This window comes from Streptomyces lacrimifluminis (assembly GCF_014646095.1).
GTDB lineage: Bacteria > Actinomycetota > Actinomycetes > Streptomycetales > Streptomycetaceae > Streptomyces > Streptomyces lacrimifluminis.
On the sequence record NZ_BMMU01000008.1, the window covers coordinates 1 to 24,845 of the forward strand.

The 24,845-nt window shown below is 70.2% G+C and carries 27 protein-coding genes and 2 tRNA genes; 21 read left to right on the forward strand and 8 right to left on the reverse strand.

Annotated elements, in window-relative coordinates; translation table 11 throughout:
* From IEY89_RS14080 to IEY89_RS14095, 4 genes are all read right to left on the reverse strand, one after another.
* A partial coding sequence (locus IEY89_RS14080; RefSeq protein WP_189147738.1) for a 2-oxoacid:acceptor oxidoreductase family protein occupies positions 1-778 on the reverse strand: 778 nt, incomplete at its 3' end.
* A gap of 199 nt (positions 779-977) precedes the next feature.
* Positions 978-1,637: a LuxR C-terminal-related transcriptional regulator gene (locus IEY89_RS14085; RefSeq protein ID WP_308437437.1), complete on the reverse strand. Its 660-nt coding sequence runs from the start codon at positions 1,635-1,637 to the stop codon at positions 978-980.
* 304 nt (positions 1,638-1,941) lie between these two features.
* Positions 1,942-3,312: a sensor histidine kinase gene (locus IEY89_RS14090; protein ID WP_189147739.1), complete on the reverse strand. Its 1,371-nt coding sequence runs from the start codon at positions 3,310-3,312 to the stop codon at positions 1,942-1,944.
* A 113-nt stretch (positions 3,313-3,425) separates the two neighbouring features.
* A complete protein-coding gene (locus IEY89_RS14095) occupies positions 3,426-4,637 on the reverse strand; it encodes a sensor histidine kinase (protein WP_189147740.1) in 1,212 nt (403 codons plus the stop codon).
* Between the two features lie 295 nt (positions 4,638-4,932).
* Here IEY89_RS14095 and IEY89_RS14100 point away from each other — a divergent pair, with 295 nt between their 5' ends.
* The 13 genes from IEY89_RS14100 to IEY89_RS14160 all read left to right on the forward strand — a co-directional run bounded on the left by IEY89_RS14100 (position 4,933) and on the right by IEY89_RS14160 (position 16,801).
* Complete coding sequence (locus IEY89_RS14100; protein WP_229695221.1) at positions 4,933-5,364, forward strand: NADH-quinone oxidoreductase subunit A; 432 nt, start codon at positions 4,933-4,935, stop codon at positions 5,362-5,364.
* Positions 5,355-6,002 (forward strand): NADH-quinone oxidoreductase subunit B, encoded by a 648-nt coding sequence (locus tag IEY89_RS14105; RefSeq protein ID WP_189147741.1) that lies wholly within the window; start codon positions 5,355-5,357, stop codon positions 6,000-6,002. Before IEY89_RS14100 ends, IEY89_RS14105 begins: the two co-directional genes overlap by 10 nt.
* Complete coding sequence (locus IEY89_RS14110) at positions 5,999-6,988, forward strand: NADH-quinone oxidoreductase subunit C (RefSeq protein ID WP_189147742.1); 990 nt, start codon at positions 5,999-6,001, stop codon at positions 6,986-6,988. The genes IEY89_RS14105 and IEY89_RS14110 overlap by 4 nt, the downstream gene beginning before the upstream one ends.
* Entirely contained in the window at positions 6,985-7,953 is a 969-nt protein-coding gene (locus tag IEY89_RS14115) for a complex I subunit 1/NuoH family protein (RefSeq protein ID WP_189147743.1), read from the forward strand. The genes IEY89_RS14110 and IEY89_RS14115 overlap by 4 nt, the downstream gene beginning before the upstream one ends.
* Positions 7,954-7,955: 2 nt before the next feature.
* Positions 7,956-8,561, forward strand: a complete 606-nt coding sequence (locus IEY89_RS14120) for a NuoI/complex I 23 kDa subunit family protein (RefSeq protein WP_189147744.1) — start codon at positions 7,956-7,958, stop codon at positions 8,559-8,561.
* Positions 8,558-9,187: an NADH-quinone oxidoreductase subunit J family protein gene (locus IEY89_RS14125; RefSeq protein ID WP_229695223.1), complete on the forward strand. Its 630-nt coding sequence runs from the start codon at positions 8,558-8,560 to the stop codon at positions 9,185-9,187. Before IEY89_RS14120 ends, IEY89_RS14125 begins: the two co-directional genes overlap by 4 nt.
* A complete protein-coding gene (gene nuoK / locus IEY89_RS14130; protein WP_189147745.1) occupies positions 9,187-9,561 on the forward strand; it encodes an NADH-quinone oxidoreductase subunit NuoK in 375 nt (124 codons plus the stop codon). The genes IEY89_RS14125 and nuoK overlap by 1 nt, the downstream gene beginning before the upstream one ends.
* Positions 9,558-11,552, forward strand: a complete 1,995-nt coding sequence (locus tag IEY89_RS14135) for an NADH-quinone oxidoreductase subunit 5 family protein (protein ID WP_189147746.1) — start codon at positions 9,558-9,560, stop codon at positions 11,550-11,552. Before nuoK ends, IEY89_RS14135 begins: the two co-directional genes overlap by 4 nt.
* Positions 11,553-11,558: 6 nt before the next feature.
* The gene (locus IEY89_RS14140; protein WP_189147747.1) at positions 11,559-13,136 is read left to right on the forward strand and encodes an NADH-quinone oxidoreductase subunit M; all 1,578 of its coding nucleotides are present in this window, start codon (positions 11,559-11,561) and stop codon (positions 13,134-13,136) included.
* Positions 13,133-14,656: an NADH-quinone oxidoreductase subunit N gene (locus IEY89_RS14145; protein ID WP_189147748.1), complete on the forward strand. Its 1,524-nt coding sequence runs from the start codon at positions 13,133-13,135 to the stop codon at positions 14,654-14,656. The genes IEY89_RS14140 and IEY89_RS14145 overlap by 4 nt, the downstream gene beginning before the upstream one ends.
* Positions 14,657-14,818: 162 nt before the next feature.
* Positions 14,819-15,682 (forward strand): zinc metalloprotease HtpX, encoded by an 864-nt coding sequence (gene htpX, locus IEY89_RS14150; RefSeq protein WP_189147749.1) that lies wholly within the window; start codon positions 14,819-14,821, stop codon positions 15,680-15,682.
* Positions 15,679-16,074, forward strand: coding sequence for a YccF domain-containing protein (locus tag IEY89_RS14155; RefSeq protein ID WP_189147750.1), 396 nt, complete (start codon positions 15,679-15,681; stop codon positions 16,072-16,074). Before htpX ends, IEY89_RS14155 begins: the two co-directional genes overlap by 4 nt.
* 139 nt (positions 16,075-16,213) lie before the next feature.
* Positions 16,214-16,801 carry an SMI1/KNR4 family protein gene (locus IEY89_RS14160; protein ID WP_189147751.1) on the forward strand — a complete coding sequence of 196 codons (588 nt, stop codon included), beginning with the start codon at positions 16,214-16,216 and terminating at the stop codon, positions 16,799-16,801.
* A 15-nt stretch (positions 16,802-16,816) separates the two neighbouring features.
* On the opposite strand, the gene IEY89_RS14165 is transcribed toward IEY89_RS14160, so the two are convergent.
* Positions 16,817-18,097 carry an APC family permease gene (locus tag IEY89_RS14165; RefSeq protein ID WP_189147752.1) on the reverse strand — a complete coding sequence of 427 codons (1,281 nt, stop codon included), beginning with the start codon at positions 18,095-18,097 and terminating at the stop codon, positions 16,817-16,819.
* Positions 18,098-18,269: 172 nt separating this feature from the next.
* Here IEY89_RS14165 and IEY89_RS14170 point away from each other — a divergent pair, with 172 nt between their 5' ends.
* Complete coding sequence (locus tag IEY89_RS14170; RefSeq protein WP_189147753.1) at positions 18,270-18,536, forward strand: GlsB/YeaQ/YmgE family stress response membrane protein; 267 nt, start codon at positions 18,270-18,272, stop codon at positions 18,534-18,536.
* Positions 18,537-18,613: 77 nt separating this feature from the next.
* On the opposite strand, the gene IEY89_RS14175 is transcribed toward IEY89_RS14170, so the two are convergent.
* Positions 18,614-19,102, reverse strand: a complete 489-nt coding sequence (locus IEY89_RS14175) for a YajQ family cyclic di-GMP-binding protein (RefSeq protein ID WP_189147754.1) — start codon at positions 19,100-19,102, stop codon at positions 18,614-18,616.
* Positions 19,103-19,477: 375 nt separating this feature from the next.
* On the opposite strand from IEY89_RS14175, the gene IEY89_RS40630 reads away from it, so the two are divergent.
* The gene (locus IEY89_RS40630; RefSeq protein WP_164319099.1) at positions 19,478-19,720 is read left to right on the forward strand and encodes a hypothetical protein; all 243 of its coding nucleotides are present in this window, start codon (positions 19,478-19,480) and stop codon (positions 19,718-19,720) included.
* A 66-nt stretch (positions 19,721-19,786) separates the two neighbouring features.
* On the opposite strand, the gene IEY89_RS14180 is transcribed toward IEY89_RS40630, so the two are convergent.
* Complete coding sequence (locus IEY89_RS14180; RefSeq protein ID WP_189147755.1) at positions 19,787-20,443, reverse strand: SDR family oxidoreductase; 657 nt, start codon at positions 20,441-20,443, stop codon at positions 19,787-19,789.
* A gap of 89 nt (positions 20,444-20,532) precedes the next feature.
* Entirely contained in the window at positions 20,533-21,768 is a 1,236-nt protein-coding gene (locus IEY89_RS14185; RefSeq protein WP_189147756.1) for an amidohydrolase family protein, read from the reverse strand.
* 310 nt (positions 21,769-22,078) lie between these two features.
* On the opposite strand from IEY89_RS14185, the gene IEY89_RS14190 reads away from it, so the two are divergent.
* From IEY89_RS14190 to IEY89_RS14215, 6 genes are all read left to right on the forward strand, one after another.
* Positions 22,079-22,151 (forward strand) — tRNA-Thr (locus IEY89_RS14190).
* A gap of 44 nt (positions 22,152-22,195) precedes the next feature.
* Positions 22,196-22,268: transfer RNA gene (locus IEY89_RS14195), tRNA-Met, on the forward strand.
* Between the two features lie 88 nt (positions 22,269-22,356).
* Positions 22,357-22,521, forward strand: a complete 165-nt coding sequence (gene rpmG, locus IEY89_RS14200; protein WP_018834916.1) for a 50S ribosomal protein L33 — start codon at positions 22,357-22,359, stop codon at positions 22,519-22,521.
* Between the two features lie 164 nt (positions 22,522-22,685).
* The gene (locus tag IEY89_RS14205) at positions 22,686-23,138 is read left to right on the forward strand and encodes a MaoC family dehydratase N-terminal domain-containing protein (protein WP_189147757.1); all 453 of its coding nucleotides are present in this window, start codon (positions 22,686-22,688) and stop codon (positions 23,136-23,138) included.
* A 3-nt stretch (positions 23,139-23,141) separates the two neighbouring features.
* The gene (locus IEY89_RS14210; RefSeq protein ID WP_189147758.1) at positions 23,142-23,591 is read left to right on the forward strand and encodes a MaoC family dehydratase; all 450 of its coding nucleotides are present in this window, start codon (positions 23,142-23,144) and stop codon (positions 23,589-23,591) included.
* 189 nt (positions 23,592-23,780) lie between these two features.
* Positions 23,781-24,836 (forward strand): UDP-N-acetylmuramate dehydrogenase, encoded by a 1,056-nt coding sequence (locus tag IEY89_RS14215; protein WP_189147759.1) that lies wholly within the window; start codon positions 23,781-23,783, stop codon positions 24,834-24,836.
* Positions 24,837-24,845 lie beyond the last annotated feature (9 nt).

Below are 24,845 nucleotides of genomic sequence, written 5' to 3' on the forward strand. Positions count from 1 at the left end.
CCGGCGCGACCTCATAGCTGACGGCGAAGTCCTCCGTGGTCTCCCCGAAGTTCCAACCGGCTCTGAACGCGGCGATGTTGGCCGCCGCGATGTCGGGCTTCTTGGCGAACTTGGCCTTCAGGAACTTCTCGGTGCCCTCCGTCGGCCGGTGGTACATCCAGCTCAACAGGCCCAGCGCGAACATGTTCTTGCTGCGCTCGGCCTCCTTGCGGGAGAGCGCGAACTCCTTGAGTGCCTCGACGGTCAGGGTGGTCAGCGGCACCGGGTGGAGGCTGTATCCGTCGAGCGAGCCGTCCTCCAAGGGCGAGGCCGCGTACCCCACCTTCTGCATGGCCCGCTTGGTGAACTCGTCGGTGTTGACGATGATCTCCGCACCGCGCGGCACATCCGCGATGTTCGCCTTCAACGCGGCCGGATTCATCGCGACGAGCACATTGGGCGCGTCCCCGGGCGTGAGGATGTCGTGGTCGGCGAAATGCAGCTGGAACGAGGAAACGCCCGGCAGGGTTCCTGCGGGCGCTCGGATCTCGGCGGGGAAGTTCGGCAGAGTGGACAGATCGTTCCCGAAGGACGCGGTCTCGGAGGTGAAGCGGTCACCGGTGAGCTGCATACCGTCACCGGAGTCTCCCGCGAACCGAATAATCACCCGATCGAGGCGGCGTACGTCCTTCACGCCCGCCGGGTTGCGCTGCTCTCCGACGACGGCTCCGACGGCTCCGACGTCTGAGCCGGCCTTCTCCGCTGGACTCTCCGCTGGACTGCTGACCTGGCTGGTCACTGAACTGGACCTCCTTCGAGGCGGCGGCTGGGACCGGCCCTCCCGGGGGCCCTCCCACGTTCAACAGTACGTCGGTAAGGGTGGCCTTCCCGGGACCGATCGCATGATGGACGCCATTTTGAGACGGTACGGCGCCCCGACTTGTCATGATTTCCTGCCCTCGAACCTGACAGGATGTCAGGTGCCAGATGTCGAACGGTCAGGTGTTGAGGTAGGTCAGAACAGCCAGTACGCGCCTGTGATCACCGTCGCTTGGTGAAAGCCCCAACTTCAGGAATATGTTGCTGACGTGCTTCTCGACGGCACCGTCACTCACGACGAGCTGCCGCGCGATGGCCGAATTCGTCCGGCCCTCCGCCATGAGCCCCAGCACCTCGCGCTCCCGGGGGGTGAGCCCGGCGAGCACGTCCTGCTTACGGCTGCGGCCCAGCAACTGGGCCACGACCTCCGGGTCGAGCGCGGTACCCCCCTGCGCCACCCGCACCACCGCGTCCACGAACTCCCGCACCTCGGCGACCCGGTCCTTCAGCAGATACCCGACACCCCGGCTGGACCCGGCGAGCAGTTCGGTCGCGTACCGCTCCTCGACGTACTGTGACAGCACGAGCACGCCCAGTCCCGGATGCGATTTCCGCAGCTGTACGGCGGCCCGGACCCCTTCGTCGGTATGGGTGGGCGGCATCCGCACATCCGCGACGACGACGTCCGGGAGCTCGTCCTGCGCGGCGAGCTCGGTAATGGTCTTGATCAGCGCGACCCCGTCACCCACACCGGCGACGACATCATGCCCACGGTCGGTCAACAACCGGGTCAGGCCCTCTCTCAGCAGCACTGAATCCTCGGCGATGACCACCCGCACCCTGTCCTCCACGATTCCCGGCTCCCCACCCCGTCCGAACACCAGGCTCAAGCATCCCAGTATTCGGACGAGGAGGGGGTTGTTGTCGACGGGTTTTCCCACCCGGGGGTCACAAGCGTGAGGCTGCTGCCGCCCAGTCCCCTCCAGCGCCGCCCGGCATTTCCAGCCTGTCCGGGGCCCCCTCTGGGGGAGTTTGAGGACAAGGCCCGTTCAGGGCCGGAGGGGGTCTGGGGGCGCAGCCACCAGGAACAGGACGGGACGGGTAGGTGCGGTGGGGGCGAAACGAGCCCGCCCCCACCGCACCTCACCCCCGCCAAGGCAACTCCGCAGTCACCCGGGTAGGCCCACCCACCGGCGAATCCACCACCAGAATCCCGTCCACCGCATCGAGCCGCCCCGCCAGCCCCGCCAACCCGGACCCGCCGGAGGCATCCGCACCCCCCACCCCGTCATCCACCACCTGCAGCATCAACCGGTTCTCCACCCGCCACACGTCCACCGACGCCTCCGTCGCCCGCGCATGCTTGCTGATGTTCTGCAGCAGCTCCGAGACCGTGAAGTACGCGATCCCCTCGATCGCCGCGGCCGGCCGTTCCACCAGGTCCACCTCGACCCGTACCGGCACCACACACCGAGAAGCCACCGCGGACAACGCCGCGTCCAGCCCCCGGTCCGTCAGCACCGCCGGATGGATCCCGCGCGCCAGGTCCCGCAGCTCCTGCAACGCCGTCTTCACCTCACCGTGCGCCTCGTCCACCATCCGCGCCGCGGCCTGCGGATCCTCCGTGAGCTTCTCCTTCGCGAGCCCCAGATCCATGGCGAGGGCCACCAGCCGCGCCTGGGCCCCGTCATGCAGGTCCCGCTCGATACGCCTCAGGTCGGCCGCCGCGGTGTCGACGACGACCCCCCGGTCGGACTCCAGCTCGACGACCCGCGTCGCCAGCCGCGTCGGCCCGAGCAGCCCCTTGACCATCACCCGGTCCACGAGGGTCAGTGCCCGCACGATCCAGGGCGTGGCCATGGTGAACAACAGCCCGACCAGTGCGGTCATCGTGATCTCGAACGGGTTGTCGAGATAGACGCTGTGGGTCTCGTCGCCGTACAGCTGGAGGCCGTCCTGTCCGCCGTACATGGGGAAGAGCCAGAACCACACCGGATACGTGAGCAGCGCCCACCCGTACACCCAGAAGATCACCGACACCACGAACGAGAACATCGCCCACGGCAGATGCAGCACCGAGTACAGCAGATGCCGCCACGAGGTCCCGCTCTTGAGCACGGCCCCCATCCAGGCCGCCGCCCCGGGCTTCCGTCCCCGCGCCGGCTCCGGTTCGGCGACGTCGAGCCCGAGCAGCCCGCGCGCCATCTTCCGCTCCAGCACACCGAACCCCCGGCAGCCCGCCAGACACACGGCCAGCACCGGAATCCCGAGGAAGGTGATGAGCAGAAGCGAGCCGGTGAAGGCCAGGGTCACGGCGTACGTGAACACCAGCACGCTGACCGGCAGGCTCAGCAACACATACCCGAACTCCCGCCAACTGCGCGCCTCGACGGGCGCCCGCAACGCGGCCGGCAGCCGAGGCCGCCGCTCCCCGGCGCCCCCGCCGGCCGTCCCGTGGAATCCGGCCCCGGGGCCGCCCCGCTGCCCGTACCCCTGTCCGTACTCCATGGCCATCGATCCCGTCCGTTCCTGTCGCAGGTGTCCTGCTCGTCTGGCATCAGCCTGCTCGCACCGGACGCCACGGACCATGGAGCACGTAGGCGTCTTCCCCCGGGGGTTTTCCCTACCTACGCGTCAACCCGTTCCCGCCAGGGCAGTTCGGCCGTGACCGTCGTGGGGCCGCCCTCGGGCGAGTCGATGACGAACAGCCCGTCCACCGCGCCCAGCCGGTCCGCGAGCCCCGCCATCCCCGTACCACCGTCGAGCCGCGCACCGCCGCGCCCGTCGTCCCAGACCTGGATCAGCAGCCGGTCGTCGGTGCGCCAGACGTCGACGGAGGCGTTCCGGGCCCCGCTGTGCTTGCTGATGTTCTGGAGCAGCTCGGAGACCGTGAAGTAGGCGATGCCCTCGATGGCGGCGGCAGGCCTGGCCGGCAGATCGGCGCTCACCTTCACCGGCACGGTGCACCGCGAGGCCACCGAGGACAGCGCCGCGTCCAGCCCGCGGTCGGTCAGCACGGCCGGATGGATCCCGCGCGCCAGGTCGCGCAGCTCCTGAAGCGCGAGCTTCACCTCGCCGTGCGCCTCCTCGACCATCGCCGCCACGTGTTCGTCGGCCCGGCCCTCCAGAAGCTTCTCCTTGGCCAGCCCGAGTCCCATCGCGAGGTTCACGAGCCGGGCCTGCGCCCCGTCGTGCAGATCGCGCTCGATGCGCCGCAGGTCGGCGGCGGCCGTGTCGACCACGACCCCCCGGTCGGACTCCAGTTCGGCGATACGGCGTTCCAGCTCGTCGGAGGGCGACAGCAGCCCGCGCACCATCGCCCGGTCCACGTTCGTGAGCCCCCGTGCCAGGAACGGCAGTACGGGCCACAGTACGAAGAGCGACACGAGCATGAGGGTGAAGGTGAGGATGCCCCAGGGCAGCCTGATGAAGTCGTACAGGATGGTGCGCCAGCCGACCGGGTCCTTCAGCGCCAACATCATCTGCCCGAAGAACCCGAGCTGCCGGCCGCGGGTGCCCCGACCGCCACCCAGCGGCAGCGGACTCGGCTCGTCCACCCGCACCCCGAGCAGCGCCCTGGCCCGCGCCCGCTCGAACCGGCCCAGCAGGCGCGCGCCCATCAGCCCGGCGGCGAGCATCGGAAGGCCGATCACCGTGAGCGCGAGGAAGGAACCCACGCTCACCACGGTCACCACGTAGACGAAACCGAACAGTGCCATCGGCAGGTTGGCCAGGAGATGGGCGATCTCCTTCCAGGTGCGCGGATCGAGGGCGAAACGGACAGGGGGCAGTCGGTCGCCCTCGGCTTCCGCGCGGGTGGCGGTGATACGTGCGGTCATGCCCGCCAGCCTGCCCGCCGCCGCGCCACGGCGCCATGAGGCGGACCGCCCGGCGACCCGGGGGAAAACCCCACCTTGCACACCAGTCGGGCATGGCCATGTGTGACGGGCTGCTTACGGTCTCTTTAGCAGGCCCTAGACTCCCGTCCGTACGGATCTCCGACAGGCCAGGGAGCGAGGGACGGACATGCCGGTACCGACCGCCGTAGCCACGACGGAGCACATCGCGGCGTCACACCACATCGCGGCACCGCACCACATGGCAACGTTGAACGACATGGCAACGTTGAACGACATGGCAACGTTGAACGACATGGCGGCGTCGCATCACACGGCGGTGCCGCAGTACATCGCGGCGTCGGAGTACTTCCGGTCCTACTCCGTCGTCGGACTGCTCGCCGCCGTCGGCGTGCTCTTCGTCGCGGTCGCCTTCGGAGCCGGACGCCTGCTGCGTCCCGTCGTCCCGACCCCCGAGAAGCTCCTGACGTACGAGTGCGGTGTCGACCCCGTCGGCGAGGGCTGGGCCCACACGCAGGTCCGCTACTACGTCTACGCCTTCCTCTACGTCATCTTCGCCGTCGACTCGATCTTCCTGTTCCCCTGGGCGACCGTCTTCGCGGCTCCCGGCTACGGCGCCGCCACCCTCGTCGAGATGTTCATCTTCCTCGGCTTCCTGGCCGTGGGCCTGCTCTACGCATACAAGAAGGGCGTCCTGACATGGACGTGATGCCCGAAGCGAATTCGTCGGCGCCGGTACCTGGTCCTGTGTCAGCGCCGGTGCCCGTGCCCGTGCTGCTGCCGGAGCCCAAGCGGCTGGGCGCCCTCGCCCGGCTGGCCCCCGAGCCGATGAAGGTGGTCCTGAACTGGGGCCGCCGCTACTCGCTCTGGGTCTTCAACTTCGGCCTCGCCTGCTGCGCGATCGAGTTCATCGCCGCGTCCATGGCCCGCCACGACTTCATCCGCCTCGGCGTGATCCCCTTCGCCCCGGGGCCGCGCCAGGCCGACCTGATGGTGGTCTCGGGCACGGTCACGGACAAGATGGCCCCGGCGGTACGGCGCCTGTACGAACAGATGCCCGAGCCGAAGTACGTCATCTCCTTCGGCGCGTGCAGCAACTGCGGCGGCCCCTACTGGGACTCCTACTCCGTGACGAAGGGCGTCGACCAGATCATCCCGGTCGACGTCTACGTCCCCGGCTGTCCGCCCCGGCCCGAGGCGCTGCTCCAGGGCATCCTCAAGCTCCAGGAGAAGATCGCCCGGGAGTCCCTGGGCGAGCGGTACGCGTCCGGCCGGGCGACGCGCCCCTCACCGGCCGCGCTCCAGAGCCCCCTGGTGCAGCCGCCGACTCCGGGGGAGAAGAAATGACGGCGACCGGCTGGCTGCCCGCCCCCACCGAGGAACTCTTCGGTACGGAGGCCACGGCCGAGGAGTCGTACGACGTCCTGACCGTCGACGTACCCCCGACATCCTGGACCGCCGCGCTGGAGACAGCACGCGACCGTCTCTCCTGCACCTACTTCGACTGGCTCAGCGCGGTCGACGAACCGGGCACGGGCTTCCGCGTCGCCGCCCACGTGGTCGCCCTCTCCCCGGTCCGTCGCCTCCTCGTACGGACGACGGTCCCGCACGATTCCGCCGTACTCCCCTCCCTCGTCCACGTCTACGCGGGCGCCGCCTGGCACGAGCGCGAGACGCACGAGATGTTCGGCGTACGTTTCGAGGGCCACCCGGGACTGGACCACCTCCTGCTCCCGGAGACCTTCGAGGGCCACCCCCTCCGCAAGGACTTCGTGCTGGCGGCCCGCGTCGCCAAGGCCTGGCCGGGCGCGAAGGAACCGGGGGAGTCGGAACACGGCGGGCCCAAGCGCCGCCAGATGCTCCCGCCAGGCGTCCCCGACCCCAACGAATGGGGCCCCCTGAAGGGCCAGCTCCCTCCGGCCCCGGCCCGCCCGGCCCGCGCCGCCGTCGGCCGCGCGACCGGCGACCGCCCGGTACGCCGCACCCGCACGGCATCGGAGGGCTCCGCAACCCAGTCCCCGGCAGACGAGTCCCGGGCAGGTCGGCCCACGGCACCGGAGGACACCTCCACGGAGACCCCGCCGGCCACGCAGCCCCCGACGGCCGCACCCCGCCGAGCGCGCAGCGCGAGCCAGGGCTCCGCCTCGCAGCGCCCACAGACACCGGCGACCGAGACCCCCGAGCCACCACCTACGGCGGACGCCCCCTGGCACCACGCCCGCCCGGCCTTCGACGAACCCACGAAGACCCCCGAGCCGACCGAACCCCCCACCTCCGAGAAACCCACCTCCGACAGCCCCGCGCCCGAGAACCCCTCAGGAGGCTCGCAGTGAACGACGCGCTCGACGTCGCCCTGCGACTCCTGATCGTCTTCGTCGTCTTCCTCACCTTCCCCCTGATCGTCGGTCAGGCCGAGCACAAGGTGATGGCCCACATGCAGGGCCGCCTCGGCCCGATGTACGCCGGCGGCTTCCACGGCTGGGCCCAACTGGTCGCCGACGGCGTGAAGTTCGCGCAGAAGGAAGACATCGTGCCCGCGGGCGCGGACCGCCGTATCTTCCAGCTCGCCCCCGCCGTGGCACTTCTCCCGTACCTCCTCGTCCTCCTCGCCATCCCGATCGGCCCGGGCGAGGGCGCCGTCGGTGAGGTCGTCGACGCGGGCATCTTCTTCGTCCTCGCCGTCATGGGTGTCGGCGTCCTCGGCTCGCTCATGGCCGGCTGGGCGTCGGCCAACAAGTTCTCCCTCCTCGGCGGTCTGCGCACCGCCGCACAACTCCTCGCCTACGAACTCCCGATGCTCCTCACCGCCGCCTCGGTCGCGATGGCCGCGGGCACGGTGTCGCTCCCCGGCATCCTCGACGCCTTCGAGTGGTGGTGGCTGCCCTGGCAGATCGTCGGCGCGGTCGTCTTCTTCGTGGCCGGCCTCGCCGAACTCCAACGGCCGCCCTTCGACATGCCGGTGGCCGACTCGGAGATCATCTTCGGCGCCTACACCGAGTACACCGGCCTCCGCTTCGCCCTCTTCCTCCTCGCCGAGTACGCCGGGATCGTCGTCCTGTGCGGCCTGACCACCGTCCTCTTCCTGGGTGGCTGGCACGGCCCCTGGGCAACCGACGGTCTCGGCTGGGTCTGGACCCTCCTGAAGACGGCGGTGCTGGCCTTCGTCGTGATCTGGCTGCGCGTCACCTACCCCCGCCTGCGCGAGGACCAGCTCCAGAAGCTCTCCTGGACCCTCCTCGTCCCCCTCTCCCTCGCCCAGATCGCCCTCACCGGCATCGTGAAGGTGGTGATCCAGTAACCATGGCTCCGATTTTCGGCAGTGGCCTGGCCAAGGGCCTGGCCGTCACCCTCCGCACGATGACGAAGAAGACCGTCACCGCGCAGTACCCGGACGCCCAGCCCGACCTCCCGCCCCGCTCTCGTGGAGTCATCGGCCTCTTCGAGGAGAACTGCACGGTCTGCATGCTGTGCGCCCGCGAGTGCCCGGACTGGTGCATCTACATCGACTCCCACAAGGAGACCGTCCCGGCCGCCGCCCCCGGTGGCCGCGAGCGCAGCCGCAACGTCCTCGACCGCTTCGCCATCGACTTCTCCCTCTGCATGTACTGCGGTATCTGCATCGAGGTGTGCCCCTTCGACGCCCTCTTCTGGTCCCCTGAGTTCGAGTACGCCGAGACCGACATCCACGAACTCACCCACGAACGCGACAAGCTCCGCGAGTGGATGTGGACGGTCCCGGCCCCGCCCGCCCTCGACCCAGCCGCCGAGGAGCCGAAGGAAATCACCACGGCTCGCAAGACGGCGGAGAAACTGGCAGCCACCCAGGCCACCCAGGCCGAGCCGAAGGCACCGACCGAGCCCACCGAGCCCACCGAGCCCACCGAGCCTCAGGAGGGAACGTCGTGACCCTCGCCGCCGCAACCCACGGCTTCCTCTCCCCGACCGGCGTCGAGATCGCCTTCCTCCTCGTCGGCCTCGTCACCTTCGGCGCCGCGCTGGTCACCGTCACCACCCGGCAACTGGTGCACGCCGCCCTGTGGCTGGTGGTGACCCTCGGCGGCCTCGCCGTCGAATACCTCCTCCTCACCGCCGAGTTCATCGCCTGGGTACAGGTCCTCATCTACGTCGGTTCCGTCGTCGTCCTCCTCCTCTTCGGCCTGATGCTCACCAGGGCCCCCATCGGCCGCTCCCCGGACGCCGACTCCGGCAACCGCTGGGCAGCTCTCGCCGTGGCCCTCGCCTCGGCAGCCGCCCTGGTCTGGGTCGTCGTCGACGCCTTCCGCACGACCTGGATCGACCTGGACGGCGCCGCCGCGGGCTCCACCGCCGTCACCGGCGCGAGCCTCTTCCAGAACTGGGTCCTCCCCTTCGAGGCCCTCTCCGTTCTCCTCCTCGCCGCCCTGGTCGGCGCGATCGTCCTCTCCCGCAAGGCGAAGGCGAAGGCGAACGCGGCCACGGCCGCCGAGACCGCTGCCGAGGCCGCCGTCAAGGACACCAAGGACGCCAAAGCCGGCAAGGAAGGTGCCCTCTGATGCACCTCGCCTATCCCGCCGTACTCTCCGCCCTCCTCTTCTCCACCGGCCTCTACGGCGTCCTGGCCCGCCGCAACGCGATCCTGGTCCTGATGTCGGTCGAGCTGATGCTCAACGCCGTCAACCTCAACCTCGTCGCCTTCGACGTCTGGCTCAGCAGGACCACCCGGGAGACCCTGCACTCCGGCCAGGCCCTCACCCTGTTCACCATCGCCATCGCCGCCGCCGAGATCGGCATCGGCCTGGCGATCGTGCTCGCCGTCCACCGCAACCGAGGCACCGCGGACATCGACAAACTCCGCGACACCGCCGAGCCGAACGGCCCCGACGAAGCCACCCTCACGGAAGACGAGAAGGCTGAGGCCACCGCGTGACCACGACCACCCTCGCCGTCCTCGTCCCCCTCCTCCCGTTCCTGGGCGCCGCCGCCGGCCTGCTCCTGGGCCGCACGGCCCCCGGCTTCGTACGCCCCCTCGCCGTACTGCCGCCCCTCACGGCGCTCGTCCTCGCCGTGGTCGTCGCCGTGCGCCAGGGTGGCGACCGGGCCGTCGACGCCGCTACCGAGCTCACGCCCACCGGCTCGGTCCCCGTCGAACTCGCCCTGCACATCGACGGCTTCGCCGCCCTCGTCGCCGTCCTGGTCGCCCTGGTCGCGACCTGTGTGCAGATCTACTCGACGGGCTATCTGCGCGACGACCCGCGCTACCCCTCGTACGCCGCTCTCGTCTCCCTCTTCACCTCCGCGATGCTGCTCGTCGTCTACTCCGGCGACCTGATGGTGCTGTTGGTCGGCTGGGAGATCATGGGCATCTGCTCCTACTTCCTGGTCGGCCACTACTGGGAGACCCCGGAGGCCCGCGCCGCCTCCCTCAAGGCCTTCCTCGTCACCAAACTCGGTGACGTCCCCTTCCTGATCGGCCTGTTCGCGCTCGCCACCGACGCCGGGTCCTTCCGGATCACGAAGATCCTCGGCACCGTCGCGAGCGGCGGACTCGACCATCCGACGCTGGTCGCCCTGCTGCTCCTGGCCGGCGTGGCGGGCAAGTCGGCGCAGTTCCCGCTGCACACCTGGCTCCCCGACGCGATGGCGGGCCCCACTCCCGTCTCCGCGCTGATCCACGCCGCGACGATGGTCGCCGCCGGTGTCTACTTCATCGCCCGGCTCCTCCCGGTCTTCGCGGCCTCCTCGGCCGCACTGGTCGTCCTCGCCGTCATGGCCGCCGTGACGATGGCCGGCTCCGCCCTCGCCGCGCTCGCGCAGGACGACATCAAGCGCGTCCTCGCCTACTCGACGATCGGCCAGCTCGGCTACATGACCGGCGCCCTCGCCGTCGGCGACCGCGGTGCCGCCGTCTTCCACCTCCTCACCCACGGTGCCTTCAAGGCGCTGCTCTTCCTCGCGGCGGGCGTGATCATCCACGCCTCCGGCACCAACTCGCTGGCCGCCATGTCCCGCATGGGCAACCTGCGTGCCCGCATCCCCGACGCCTACTGGACGATGACCGTGGCGCTCCTCGCGCTCGCCGCGATCCCGCCCTTCAGCGGCTTCTTCTCCAAGGAGTCCGCCCTCGGCGCCGCCGAACACGTCGTCACCGGCCACGCCGAGGGCATCCCCGGCGCCGCCGGCTGGATCGTCCTCGTCGCCGGCCTGGTCTCGGCCCTGCTCACCGCCGCCTACGCGACCCGCCTGTGGGTGCTCGCCTTCCGGGGCCGGGGTGCCGACGCCCCCGACCACGGCAGGCAGCCCATCGCGATGACCGCGGTGCTCTGGGTGCTCGCGGTCCCCTCCCTCGCCCTCGGCGGGCTGGCCTACGGCAGGCTGCCCGACTGGTTCGACGGCCACGACCTGACCCCGACCCTCACCACCTCAGTCCTCGGCACGGGAATGGCTTTGGTCGGCGGCCTCGTCACCTATGGAGCCTGGCGCCAGACCACCGCCCTGGCGGCCCGCGTCCCCCTGGGCGCGGTCGCGGCCCACCCGGACGCGGACGGCGGTCTCGTCGAGGCCGAGGCCATCGCCACCCACACCCCCGCCTACGGAGACATGGCCGGCGCACCCGACCCGGCGGACCCCGGACGCCTGCTGCTCGGCCCGCTGCACCGTCACGCGGCCGTCGGTTTCCACCTGGACGCCCTGTACACGACCCTGTTCGTCCGCCCGGTCCAAGCCGGCGCCACCCTCGTCCGGTTCCTCGACCGAGAGGTCGTCGACACCTACGTACGCGGCGCTGGCGCCGTGCCCCGACTGCTGGGTTCCGCCGTACGGCGCGCCCAGACCGGCAACGTACAGACCTATGTGAGCGCGTTGCTCGCCGGCACCGTCGTCCTGGTGGTCGCCGTCCTCCTCGTCGCCGCGGGAGCGTGAGCAGCCGTGATCGATATCAACGAGTCAGTGATGCAGTTCCTTCTGGCATTCCTCGTCGTAGGTCCGCTGATCGGCGCTGTCGCCGCTCTCCTGCCGGCCCCGCCCGGGCTGAAGGGGAAGTCGCCCGAGCAGGCCGTGCTGCGGCACGGCGTGACCGTCACCGGAGCGGTGCTCATCGCCGCGATCGTCCTGGCGCTCGGCTTCGACCACCGCCACCCCTCGAAGATGCAGGCCACGACCGACATCAGCTGGATTCCCGCACTCGACGTGCGGATCCACCTCGGCGTCGACGGCATTTCCCTCCCCCTTCTGGTTCTGAGCGCGCTCCTGACCTTCCTCTGCGCGCTCTACTCCTCCTTCAAGCTCCCCGCCGGCCCCTCCCCGAAGGCCTTCGTCGCACTCCTCCTCGTCCTGGAGTCCGGCACCCTCGCGACCTTCGCCGTCCTCGACCTGCTGCTGTTCTTCCTCGCCTTCGAGATGGTGCTCATCCCGATGTACTTCCTCATCGCCCGCTGGGGCGGTGAGCAACGGACCCGGGCGGCCTGGAAGTTCATCCTCTACACCCTGCTCGGATCCGTGGTCATGCTGCTGGGCCTGCTTCTGATCGGGATCAAAGCGGGCACGTTCGACATCTTGGCACTCGCCACTGACAACGGCTCGGGGCTGACCACATCCGTGCAGGTCACGGCCGCTTTGGCGATCGGGATCGGGCTCGCGGTCAAGACGCCGATGTGGCCGCTGCACAGCTGGCTGCCGGACGCCCACACCGCCGCCCCGACCGTCGGCTCGGTGCTGCTGGCGGGCGTCCTGCTCAAGATGGGCACGTACGGGTTCGTGCGCATCCTGCTGCCGGTCACGCCCGACGGATTCCGGACGTTCGCGCCCTATCTCGGCGCGTTCGCCGTCGTCGGGATCATCTACGGCTCCCTGGCCTGCCTGGCCCTCGCGCGGCACGGCGCGAAGGGTGACCTCAAGCGGCTCATCGCCTACTCCTCCGTCGGCCACATGGGCTTCGTCCTGCTCGGCATCTCCACCATGACCCCGACCGGCGTGAACGGCGCGCTGTTCGCCAACATCGCCCACGGCCTCATCACCGGCCTCCTCTTCTTCCTGGTCGGCGCGCTGAAGGACCGCACGGGCACCACCGACCTCGACACCCTCGCCGACCGCACCGGCGCCGCCCTCTACGGCCGCGCCCCGCGCCTCGGCGGCCTCGTGGCCTTCGCCGCCGTCGCCTCGCTCGGACTGCCCGGCCTCGCCGGGTTCTGGGGCGAGATGCTGACCCTGTTCGGCGCGTTCGATCCCGCAGACGACCTCAACCGCCCCGCCTTCCTCACCTACACGGCGATCGCCGCCTTCGGCACCCTGCTCACCGCCGCGTACATGCTCGTCGTCGTACGCCGCGTCTGCATGGGCGCCGCCCCGCAGCCGGACGCCCCCCAGCTCGCCGACGTACAGACGTACGAACTCGCGGCCTGGACCCCGCTTGTCGTCCTCACCGTCGTCGCCGGCCTCTGGCCGAAGATCCTCCTCGGTCTGACCGACCCGGCCGTGCAGCAGCTCCTCCCAGGAGGCCCCCGATGAGCTCCGTGGCCCAGTCCGCAGCTCAGTCCGTCGTCCAGTCCGTCGACTGGCTCGCCATCGCGCCGCCCACCGTCGCGGCCCTCGTGGGGCTCGCCGTGCTGGTCGCAGACCTGTTCATCGGCGACAACAGGAAGGCACTCCTCGGCTGGATCTCGGTCGCCGGCCTCGCCGCGTCCGCACTCCTCCTGCTGCCCCTCCTGGACGGCGACCGTTCCACCTTCTGCCTCACCGGCAGCACGGACGTCTGCAGCTACACGGCAGACCGCTTCACCCTCGTCATCCAGTTCCTGGTGCTCGGCGGCGCGCTGCTCGCCGCCCTCCTCTCGGTCACCGCCCTCAAGGACGCCGACCGGGGACTCCCCGAAGGGGAGTACTGGTTCCTGCTGCTGTCCTCAGCCGCCGGCGCGGCCCTCCTGCCCGCCTCCCGCGACCTCGCGACCCTGATCGTCGCCCTGGAGGTCGCCTCTCTGCCCGCCTTCGCCCTTGTCGGGATCCGGCACGGCGACAGGAAGTCCTCCGAAGCGGCCTTGAAGTTCTTCCTGTCCTCCGTCACGGCGACCGCGGTCAGCCTCATGGGCATCAGCTTCGTGTACGCGTCCACGGGCACCCTCCATCTCACCGAGATCGCCGATCGCATCCAGCACGTCGACCCGCAGCTCCACACCCTCACCCAGGCAGGCGTCGTCCTCACCCTCATCGGCTTCGCCTTCAAAACGGCGGCCGTGCCCTTCCACTTCTGGGTACCCGACACCTACGTGGGGGCGCCTCTGCCGATCGCCGCCTATCTGTCGGTCGTCGGCAAGGCCGTCGGCTTCTCCGGCCTGATCCTCGTCACCGTCGTCGCCTTCCCGTCGTACGCCGACGTCTGGGGCCCGGCGCTGGCAGCCCTGGCCGCGCTCACCATGACCGTCGGCAACGTCGGTGCCCTGCGCCAGCAGGCCACGCGCGCGTACAGCGCGGTACGCCTGCTCGCCTGGTCCTCTGTCGGCCAGGCCGGCTACCTCCTCGTACCGATCGCCGCCGCCGCGTACTCCGACGACGCCCAGAAGTCGATCGGCTCCACCGTCGCGTACGCCCTCATGTACGCGGCCGTGAACCTCGGCGCCTTCGCGGTGGCGGCTCTGGTGGCCCGTACGAAGCCCCTGAACCGCGTCAGCGACTACCGCGGCCTCTACGCCACCCGCCCCCTGGCAGCGCTCGTCCTGGGCTTCTTCCTGCTGTGCCTCGCCGGACTGCCGCCAGGCATCATCGGCCTCTTCGCGAAGGTCACCGTCTTCTCCGCGGCCGTCGACGCCGGACTCGGCTGGCTGGCCGTGATCATGGCCTTCAACGTGGTGATCGCCCTCTACTACTACCTCCAGTGGACGGCCCTGCTCTTCCGCGCCCCCGAGGGAGCCGAGGAGCACCACCGCGCCCCGGCCCCCCTCACGGCCGCGATCGCCCTGACCGCCGTCCTCGGCGTCGTCCTGTCCGGCGCACCCCAACTGGTCCTGCGCTTCGCCGGCACCGGACTCTTCTGACCCCCGACGACCGCACGCGCGCGTGGCCCTCACCCGGACGGCTCACGTGCGCCTCCGCGTGCGCAAGGGAACTGCGAATCCCCGCCTGGCGTTGACCAGTACAGAAGGGTCCACTGGACCTGACACCAGGGTTCCCCTGCCGCACCACTAGGAGGGCGTACCGTGCACCGCCGGCACAACGGGCTCAGGACAGCCCTGCTCCTCGGGGGACTGTCCGCACTCATCATCGTCATCGGCAGCTTCTTCGGCCGTACGGGCCTCGTGATCGCGCTCGTCATCGCGATCGGCACCAACGCGTACGCGTACTGGAACAGCGACAAGCTGGCTCTACGCGCGATGCGTGCCCGCCCGGTGAGCGAATTCGAGGCCCCGGCCCTGTACCGCATGGTCCGAGACCTCTCCACCCAGGCCCGCCAGCCCATGCCACGCCTGTACATCTCGCCCACCGAAGCACCGAACGCGTTCGCGACGGGCCGTAACCCGCGCAACGCGGCCGTGTGCTGCACCGAAGGCATCCTGCGCATCCTGGACGAGCGCGAACTGCGGGGCGTCATCGGCCACGAGCTGAGCCATGTCTACAACCGCGACATCCTCATCTCGTCGGTCGCCGGCGCCCTGGCCTCCGTGATCATGTTCCTGGTCAACTTCGCCTGGCTGATCCCGATCGGCCGCTCCAACGACGACGACGGTCCCGGCATCCTCGGCATGCTGATGATCATGATCCTGGGACCGCTCGCGGCCACGGTGATCCAGCTCGCCATCAGCCGTTCCAGGGAGTACGAGGCCGACGCGTCCGGGGCCCAGCTCACCGGCGACCCACTGGCCCTCGCGAGCGCCCTGCGCAAACTGGAAGCGGGCACGAAGCAACTCCCGCTCCCCCCCGAGCCGCGTATCGAGACCGCGAGCCACATGATGATCGCGAACCCCTTCCGCCCAGGCCAGGGACTCTCCAAGATGTTCTCTACGCACCCGCCGATGGCGGAGCGCATCGCCCGGCTCGAAAAGATGGCAGGTCGCCACCAGTGAAGACAATCCTCAACGTCATTTGGCTCGTCCTGAGCGGCTTCTGGCTGTTCCTCGCATATCTGGCGGCCGGTGCGCTGCTCTGCATCACGATTATCGGAATTCCGTTCGGTGTTGCGGCCTTCCGGATCGGTGTGTACGCCCTGTGGCCCTTCGGCCGTACGACAGTTGAGCGGCGCGACGCGGGCGCCCCCTCCTGTGTCGGCAACGTCCTGTGGCTGGTCCTCGCCGGCTGGTGGCTCGCCCTGGCCCACGTCGTCACCGGTGTTCTTCTCTGCATCACGATCATCGGCATCCCGTTCGGCATCGCCAACTTCAAGCTCATCCCCGTCTCGCTGCTGCCGCTGGGCCGCGAAATCGTGCCGACGGACCAGCCGTTCAGTTCTCGCTGGTAGCACGGCCGGAGAATCGGGCGGGAGAGTCGGCGTCCCCGCCCGCCCGTTTTTCCACAGCCTGCGGGCGGCATCGCACCCCGGGCCGGAGGGTTGTCCACAGGCCGCCGCGATTGTCAGTGGCGGCCTGCATGATGAATCCATGACCGAGATCGAGCAGTTGCTGACACGGGTGGCCTTCGCGGCGCGCAACACCCGTCCGTGGGGCTGGCCCTCACTCCCCGCCCCCGTGGACGCGGCCACGCTCGACCGTGCCGAGACCGCCCTCGGCTTCCCCCTGCCGCCGCTGCTCGCCGAGCTCTACCTCCGGATAGGGGACGGCGGATTCGGACCGTCCTACGGTCTGCTGCCTCTCCTCGACAGCCCGCCCGCCGGTGAGCCGCCCGTCGTGGCCCAGTACCTCGCCAACCGGGAGGAGGCCCGCAAGGACCCGGACTGGCCCTGGCCCGAGGGCATCCTGCCGATATCCCACTGGGGCTGCGGGATGTACGCGTGCGTGGACTGCCGTACGCCGGAAGGCACCGTCCTGCTCTTCGAGCCGAACGCCGACGACGCCGACCACGCGTGGTACACCGACGCCCCGGGCCTCGCGGACTGGCTGCACACCTGGCTCGACGGCTCGGGCTGGTACGAGGAGTCCAACGACGGTACGGACCTGGAACCCTGGCCCGAATTCCGCATACGTACGGCGACAGCGACGCCCCCGGCGTCCCGGGTTCAGGCCTCGTAGCCGACGCCGGTTCCGTCAGCGCCGAGTCCCGGCGGACGACCGAGAGGCCGACCACCACCGTCGTACGCCGTACGCGACCGCCCCCAAGCCCAGCACGCCCGTGCCCACGACCACCGACAACCCCGGCAGTGCGAACGCCAGCGTCACACAGCCGAGGAGCCCCACCGCCGGCACCACCCGCGACGCCGGAGCCGAACTCAGTGTCCAGGCGGAGGCGTTGGCCACCGCGTAGTAAGCCAGAACGCCGAAGGAGGAGAACCCGATAGCGCCCCGTACGTCCACCGTCGCCGCGAGCACAGCGACCACCGCGCCCACGGCCAGCTCGGCCCGGTGCGGCACCTGGAAGCGCGGATGCACGGCGGCCAGGGCGCCGGGCAGATGACGGTCACGGGCCATGGCCAACGTCGTCCGTGAGACACCCAGGATCAGGGCGAGCAGCGAGCCGAGCGCGGCCACCGCGGCACCGGCCCGGACGACCGGCGCCAGCCCCGGTACGCCCGCCGCCCGTACCGCGTCGGCCAGCGGGGCGGTCGCGTGGCCGAGCCCGCCCGACCCCAGCACGGAAAGGACAGCCACCGACACCGCCGCGTACACCACCAGCGCGATGCCCAGGGCCGTCGGGATCGCCCGTGGGATGGTGCGCGCGGGATCCCGCACCTCTTCGCCGAGGGTCGCGATCCGGGCGTAGCCGGCGAACGCGAAGAACAGCAGCCCGGCCGCCTGAAGCACTCCGCCCCCACCCCCGGAGGCCCCGACCTCCAGCCGGCCTGCATCGGCGGCATCGGAGGTCAGACACACCACCACCACGGAAGCGAGGACGCCGAGGACCACTGCCACGATCGCCCGCGTCAGCCAGGCGGACTTCTGGACGCCGCCGTAGTTCACCGCGGTCAGCGCCACCACGGCCGCGACGGCTACCGCGTGCGCCTGACCCGGCCAGACGTACGTGCCCACGGTGAGTGCCATCGCCGCACAGGAGGCCGTTTTCCCGACGACGAAGGACCAGCCCGCGAGATAACCCCAGAAGGCGCCGAGCCGCTCACGCCCGTACACGTAGGTGCCGCCGGAGGCGGGATAGAGGGCCGCCAGCCGGGCGGACGACATGGCGTTGCAGTAGGCGACCACGGCCGCCGTGGCGAGCCCGAGCAGGAGCCCGGACCCCGCCGCGCGTGCCGCGGGTCCGAGGGCCGCGAAGACACCGGCCCCGACCATCGAACCGAGCCCGATCACCACGGCATCCCCGACGCCGACGGTGCGTCGCAGTTCAGGGGGCGATGGGGCACCGGGCTGTGTCATGCGCCGCACCCTACTGACCGGTGCAACCGCCGGGCACCGCGTTGATGTCGTGTACAGCAACGCGACCCGAACAACGCGCCAACCCGAGCGCGCCGACACGGCGAGGCCGACAACGTCGCAAGTCACAGCGCCGGGACAGTTCGAGCACAGTACAGAGGGGCAGGTTCAGGACATGAGCATCATCGGCTGGATCATCCTGGGGCTGTTGGCCGGGGCCATCGCCAAGTTCCTGCTGCCGGGGCGCGACCCGGGCGGTCTCATCGGCACGACCGTCATCGGTGTCGCGGGCGCGTTCCTCGGTGGCTGGATCTCGACGCGCTTCCTGGACCACCCCGTCAGCAAACAGTTCTACGACGGCACCACGTGGGCGGCGGCGATCGGCGGCTCACTGGTGCTGCTGATCGCGTACCGCATTCTGTTCGGCAACTCGCGCGACTGAGCGCTCCCTGATCCGCAGCCGGCAGAGGGGAGGGGAGGGCACCGCAGGGCGCCCACCCCTTTCCAGCCACCCATGGACTACCGGTAGTTCACGAACTGCAGTGCGAAGTCGAAGTCCTTGCCCTTGAGGAGGGCGATGATGGCCTGAAGGTCATCACGGCTCTTCGAGCTGACGCGCAGCTCCTCGCCCTGAACCTGGGCCTTCGCGCCCTTCGGGCCCTCGTCGCGGATGATCTTCGCGACCTTCTTCGCGTTCTCCTGGGAGATGCCCTCCTCGATCGAGGCGAAGAGCTTGTACTCCTTGCCGGAGAGCTGGGGCTCGCCCGCGTCCAGGCACTTCAGCGAGATGCCGCGCTTGATCAGCTTGGTCTCGAACACATCGAGGACCGCCTTGACCCGTTCCTCGGAGTTCGCCTCCATGAGGATCTTCTCGCCGGACCACGAGATCGAGGCACCCACGCCCTTGAAGTCGTAGCGCTGGGAGATCTCCTTGGCGGTCTGGTTGAGGGCGTTGTCGACCTCCTGCCGCTCGACCTTCGAGACGATGTCGAAACTGGAGTCGGCCATGTCCTGTGGCTCCTTGTATGGGGTGCTTGTCGGAATCTGGGGGATGCGTATCGGCATGCGTGGGGACAGCAGCCGAGCCCGGCGTACGTCCCGGGCCGCATCCGCCTAAGCGTAGCCACCCCCTCCCCTCCAAGCGCCGCTCAATCGGGTGGCGAAGCACCCCTGTACATCAGGTATCGTTTACGTCGTTGCCAAGGAGTACCGCCGAAAAGCGGTTCGAAAGGGCAGCAAACCCTGGCGGTGTGGCTCAGCCTACCCAGGTTCGAACCCTGGCGCCGCCACATGGGAGAGGCCCTCTTGTCTCTGCGAATTCGCAGAGACAAGAGGGCCTCTTCGTTGCGGGCGCACACTGAGGCCATGAGGGAGAGTGACCCCATGTCATCGCTGTCACGGCCGTCTTTCGTGTCATCGTCCCGTCGCCGGAGCTGTCCCGAGTGCCGGCGGGAGATCGCTGTCGTCGCCGGGAGGTTCGCGCGGCACGATCCGCAGGGAGCCCGGGGGAGTGGCGAGCTCGTTTCGTGTCCTGGGTCGCGGCGGCAGGCGGAACTCGGGGCGGCTCAGCCGTCGTTGGACGGGTACGTCCAACCCGAATTCCCCGGCCAGCTGCCCCTCTTCTAGCCCCTCTTCTAGCCCCTGTTCCAGCTACTGCCGATCTTCTGGCCGCGGCACCTCGACCGTTCGCCCTCAGTTCCCCGCCACTGATTTCACCGCCACCGAAACCGGCGTAGAACCGGCGATCAGCTCCAGCGTCAGGCCCGCCGTCGCCGGAGTGTCCAGCAGTTCGGTGAGTACGGCGGCCACATCGTCGCGCGGGATCGCGCCGCGCCCCGTGTCGGCCTCCAGGCGTACGCGGCCCGTGCCGACGTCGTCGGTCAGGGCGCCGGGACGCAGGATCGTCCAGTCGAGCGCGTTCAGGCCGCTGACGTACGCGTCGGCCTCGCCCTTCGCCCGCTGGTAGACGTCGAAGACGTCGTCGCCCCGGTGGGCCGGATCCGCGCCCATCGACGACACGACGACATGCCTGCGTACTCCCGCCCGAACCGCCGCGTCCGCGAACAGCACCGCCGCTCCCCGGTCCACCGTGTCCTTGCGGGCCGTCCCGCTGCCCGGGCCCGCGCCCGCCGCGAAGACCGCCGCGTCGGCATCCCGCAACAGCTCCGCGACCTCCTCCACCGACGCCGACTCCAGGTCGCACACGACCGGTTCAGCTCCGGCCGCCCGCAGGTCGTCGCCCTGTTCGGGGCGGCGGATGATGCCCACGACCTCGTCACCGCGCGCGGCGAGCAGACGCTCCAGCCGCAGCGCGATCTGACCATGACCTCCAGCGATGACAATGCGCATGCCTTCGACCGTACGCCCCGCCGAACCCGTTCGCCGCACAGCCCGTACGACGTCCGTCCGCGACGCCGAAGCCTCAGCGTCGCCTCACCTCACGACTGCCCCGTACGCCCCTGCCGTGGCAGGTCCAGCGCTGCCACTGCCGGGGTGTTGCAGTACTCCCGTACCGCGCTCGTCCGTGCCACAACGCGCCCCCTGTGCACCACGATCCGGCTGTAGGCGAGGGACAGCGCGCCGGCCAGGCGATCGCCCCGGACCGCCAGCAGCTCCGCCGGGAAGCCCGCCTCCACCCGGACCTCCGGCAGGCCGAGCACCGACCGCGCCGACGCGCTCACGGCGTCGTACGCCTCCTCCGGGCGCAGGCCGTGCCGGGACGCGAGCAGATACGCCGCCTCCAGGGGGTCCCCGCGGCCCACCGGGTTCGACACGTCCCGCAGCGCGCCGCTGCCCGCCGCCACCCGCACCCCGGCTGCCCGCAGCAGTCGTACCGGAGCCGTGGCGCGGCGTTCCGCGCCGCCGCAGCCGCCCTGCGGGAGGCATGTCACCGTCACGCCCGCCGCGGCGAGCTGGTCCGCGGCCCGCGAGGCCACCTCGGCGGGCAGTCGGCCGAGGCCACCGCAGGGGCCGATGGTCACACCGGGGCGCAGACCGCCCGCCATCGCCGCAAGGCGGGCCAGCCGGGCCGGGTCGTCACCGTCCGTGTGCAGGTCGACGGGGCAACCGTGCTCCGAGGCGACCTCCAGGACCGCCTCCACGTAGCCGGTCGGATCGGGGTCGCGGTCCGGGCAGCCACCCACCACCGACGCGCCCATCTTGACGGCGTCCCGCAGCATCGCCAGACCGTCCGCCCCGGCGGCACCGGTCAGCACGCGCGGCATCGCCACCGCCGCCAGATCGGCGAGGCCGCGCAGCGCCCGCCGCGCCTGCAGCACGGCGGCCAGGGCGCCCAGCCCCGGTACGTCGCCGATGCGGACGTGCGAGCGCAACGCGGTCGCCCCGTGGCCGAGTTGGAGCAGCGCGGCCTCGGTGGTCCGGCGCTGGACGTTCTGGGGGTCGTACGAGACCGGGCCGTCGGCGGACAGGGCCGTGTCGCCGTGCGCGTGCGGTTCGGCGGGGGCCGGCAGGAGGAGGTAGCCGCTGAGGTCCACGCGGGCGGCGTACGCGCTGAGGCTGCCGACCGTGCCGACCGCCTCGATACGGCCGCCGCCCAGCCGCACGTCCACGGTCCGGCCGTCGGTGAGACGGGCCCCACACAGGAGGAGCGCTGCCGGGTCCCCCGAAGAAGCGGGCGACGAGGAGTGGGGCGGCTGCGGCTGGCTGTCGGGCATCGCGCTCCTGTGCTCGGGGGCGGCTGCGCGCAAGCGGGGACACAAGATCACGCAGAGTGAGTCGAGCCTAGGGCGGGCGTCCGCCCCTGTTGCGGAGGAGCGCAATAGTCGTACCGGTGTGGTCCGCCGGATGGGAAAGATCGCTGGCGAGGGGGTGCGGGAGCGGTTGCGGGAGGGGACTTCGAGGCCGCTGGGGAAGGGGGTTTCCGGGCGCGGGCGGAGCGCGGAACGGAGGCCGGAACAGGCCTGGACGGGTGCCGCGAAACGGATTTGGGTGAACGGTGGCGAGCGTGTAATGTCTTCATCGCTCGCCCCAATAGCTCAGTCGGTAGAGCGTCTCCATGGTAAGGAGAAGGTCTACGGTTCGATTCCGTATTGGGGCTCTGGTGTGAGAGGTCCCGTCGCAAGGCGGGGCCGATCGCATCACAGCGGTGTAGCTCAGTCGGTAGAGCAAGCGGCTCATAATCGCTGTGTCACCGGTTCAAGTCCGGTCACCGCTACTGACAGTAGCCGATTGCGGGGTCGGTCCTTCGATCGGCTATTCTGTTATGCGTTCAACGTCCCATCCGTTCGTCAAGGAGCACTCCTGTGGCTGCCACCGACGTCCGCCCGAAGATCACGCTGGCCTGCGTGGAGTGCAAGGAGCGGAACTACATCACCAAGAAGAACCGGCGTAACAACCCGGATCGAATGGAGATGAAGAAGCACTGCCCGCGTTGCAATGCGCACACCGCGCATCGCGAAACGCGATAAATCAGGCTCGTACGTCGAGGCCGTCCCCTGTTGGTTGGGGGGCGGCCTCGCGTCGTTACAGCGGCACACCAGCGCACCGGCGCATCATCACCCCGTACGTCGGCCGCGCACCTCGCGGCCACGCGACCAGTGCGATCCACTTCGATTCAGGAGGTGCCGAGTCCATGGCGCTCGACCAGTCCTTCGTAGGGCGGTCCTATCCGCCCACCGAGCCCTATGAGGTCGGCCGGGAGAAGATCCGCGAGTTCGCGGAGGCGGTGGGAGACACCAACCCCGTTTACACGGACCCCGAGGCCGCCAAGGCCTTCGGCCACGCCGACGTGATAGCCCCGCCGACCTTTGTGTTCGCGATCACATTCAAGGCTGCGGGAGACGTCGTGGCGGACCCGGGCCTCGGCCTGGACTACAGCCGAGTGGTGCACGGCGACCAGAAGTTCGCCTACGTCCGCCCCGTCCGCGCGGGCGACCGGCTCACCGTCACCTCGACCATCGAGGCGATCAAGTCCTTGGCGGGCAACGAGATCATCGACATCCGCGGCGAGGTCCACGACGAGTCGGGCGAGCACGTCGTGACCGCCTGGACCAAGCTCGTCGCCCGCGCGGCCGAGGAGGGCTGACCTATGACGGCCAATTCCGTGAACGGTTCCGCGAAGATCTCCTACGCCGACGTAGAGGTCGGCACCGAGCTGCCCGCCCAGACGTTTCCCGTGACCCGCGCCACGCTCGTCCAGTACGCGGGCGCTTCCGGGGACTTCAACCCCATCCACTGGAACGAGAAGTTCGCGGTCGAGGTCGGTCTGCCCGACGTCATCGCGCACGGCATGTTCACGATGGCCGAGGCGATCCGCGTCGTCACCGACTGGGTCGGCGACCCGGGAGCTGTCGTCGAGTACGGCGTCCGCTTCACCAGGCCGGTCGTCGTCCCCAATGACGGCCAGGGCGCCACCATCGAGGTCAGCGGCAAGGTCGGGGCCAAACTCGACGACAACACGGTCCGCGTCGACCTCCTCGCGATGTGCGCGGGGCAGAAGGTGCTGGGCATGTCCCGGGCTGTCGTCCGCCTGGGCTGAGTACGGCAGTTCGAGGAATTCCCGTTCTGGGTAAGGGGCGTTCGCCATTGGCGGGCGCCCCTTACCCGTCCTCCCGGAGGCTTCCGGCAGCAGGGGCCGCCGGGCCCGGACCTCGGATCACGGACAGGATGCGTGGTGAACGAACTCGCGCCCGCCCGGTCCACGGGAACGGTCTCGTAGTCTTGGCGCGTGCAGGAAATCCACGACGCGCCCCTCGCCCCGCTGACCACCTTCCGGCTCGGCGGTCCCGCCGACCGGCTGATCACGGCGACGACCGACACCGAGGTCATCGCCGCAGTCCGCGAGGCCGACGACTCCGGAACCCCGCTGCTGGTCATCGGCGGCGGCTCGAACCTGGTCATCGGTGACAAGGGGTTCGCGGGGACGGCTCTGCGGATCGCCACGACCGGCGTAGACCTCCACGGCACCGGGCTTGAGCTGGCCGCCGGCGAGGTGTGGACCGATGCCGTCGCACGCACGGTCGAGGCCGGGCTCGCCGGGATCGAGTGCCTCGCCGGGATCCCCGGTTCCGCGGGCGCGACGCCGATCCAGAACGTGGGCGCGTACGGGCAGGAGGTGTCCTCGACGATCACCGAGGTCGTCGCCTACGACCGGGTCGCCCGCGAGACGGTCACCCTCACGGGCGCCGACTGCGCCTTCTCGTACCGCCACAGCCGCTTCAAGGCCGACCCCGAGCGCCATGTCGTCCTGCGCGTCCGCTTCGCCCTGGAGGACGCGGACGGGCTGTCGGCGCCCCTGAAGTACGCCGAGACGGCCCGCGCCCTCGGTGTCGAGCCCGGCGAGCGGGTGCCGCTGGACGCGGCCCGCGAGACGGTCCTCAAGCTGCGCGCGGGCAAGGGCATGGTCCTGGACCCCGAGGACCACGACACCTGGTCCGCCGGGTCCTTCTTCACCAACCCGATCCTCACGGACGCCGAGTTCGCCGCGTTCCACGCGCGCGTGGCGGAGCGGCTCGGCAGTGATGCCGTTCCGCCCGCCTACCCGGCAGGAGAGGGCCGCACCAAGACCTCGGCGGCCTGGCTGATCGACAAGGCCGGCTTCACCAAGGGGTACGGCACCGGGCCCGCCCGTATCTCCACCAAGCACACCCTGGCCCTCACCAACCGCGGCCGGGCCACCACGGAGGACCTGCTCGCCCTCGCCCGCGAGGTCGTCGCCGGGGTCCGGGACGCCTTCGGGGTCACCCTCGTCAACGAACCGGTGACGGTCGGCGTCAGCCTCTAGGAACCCTCC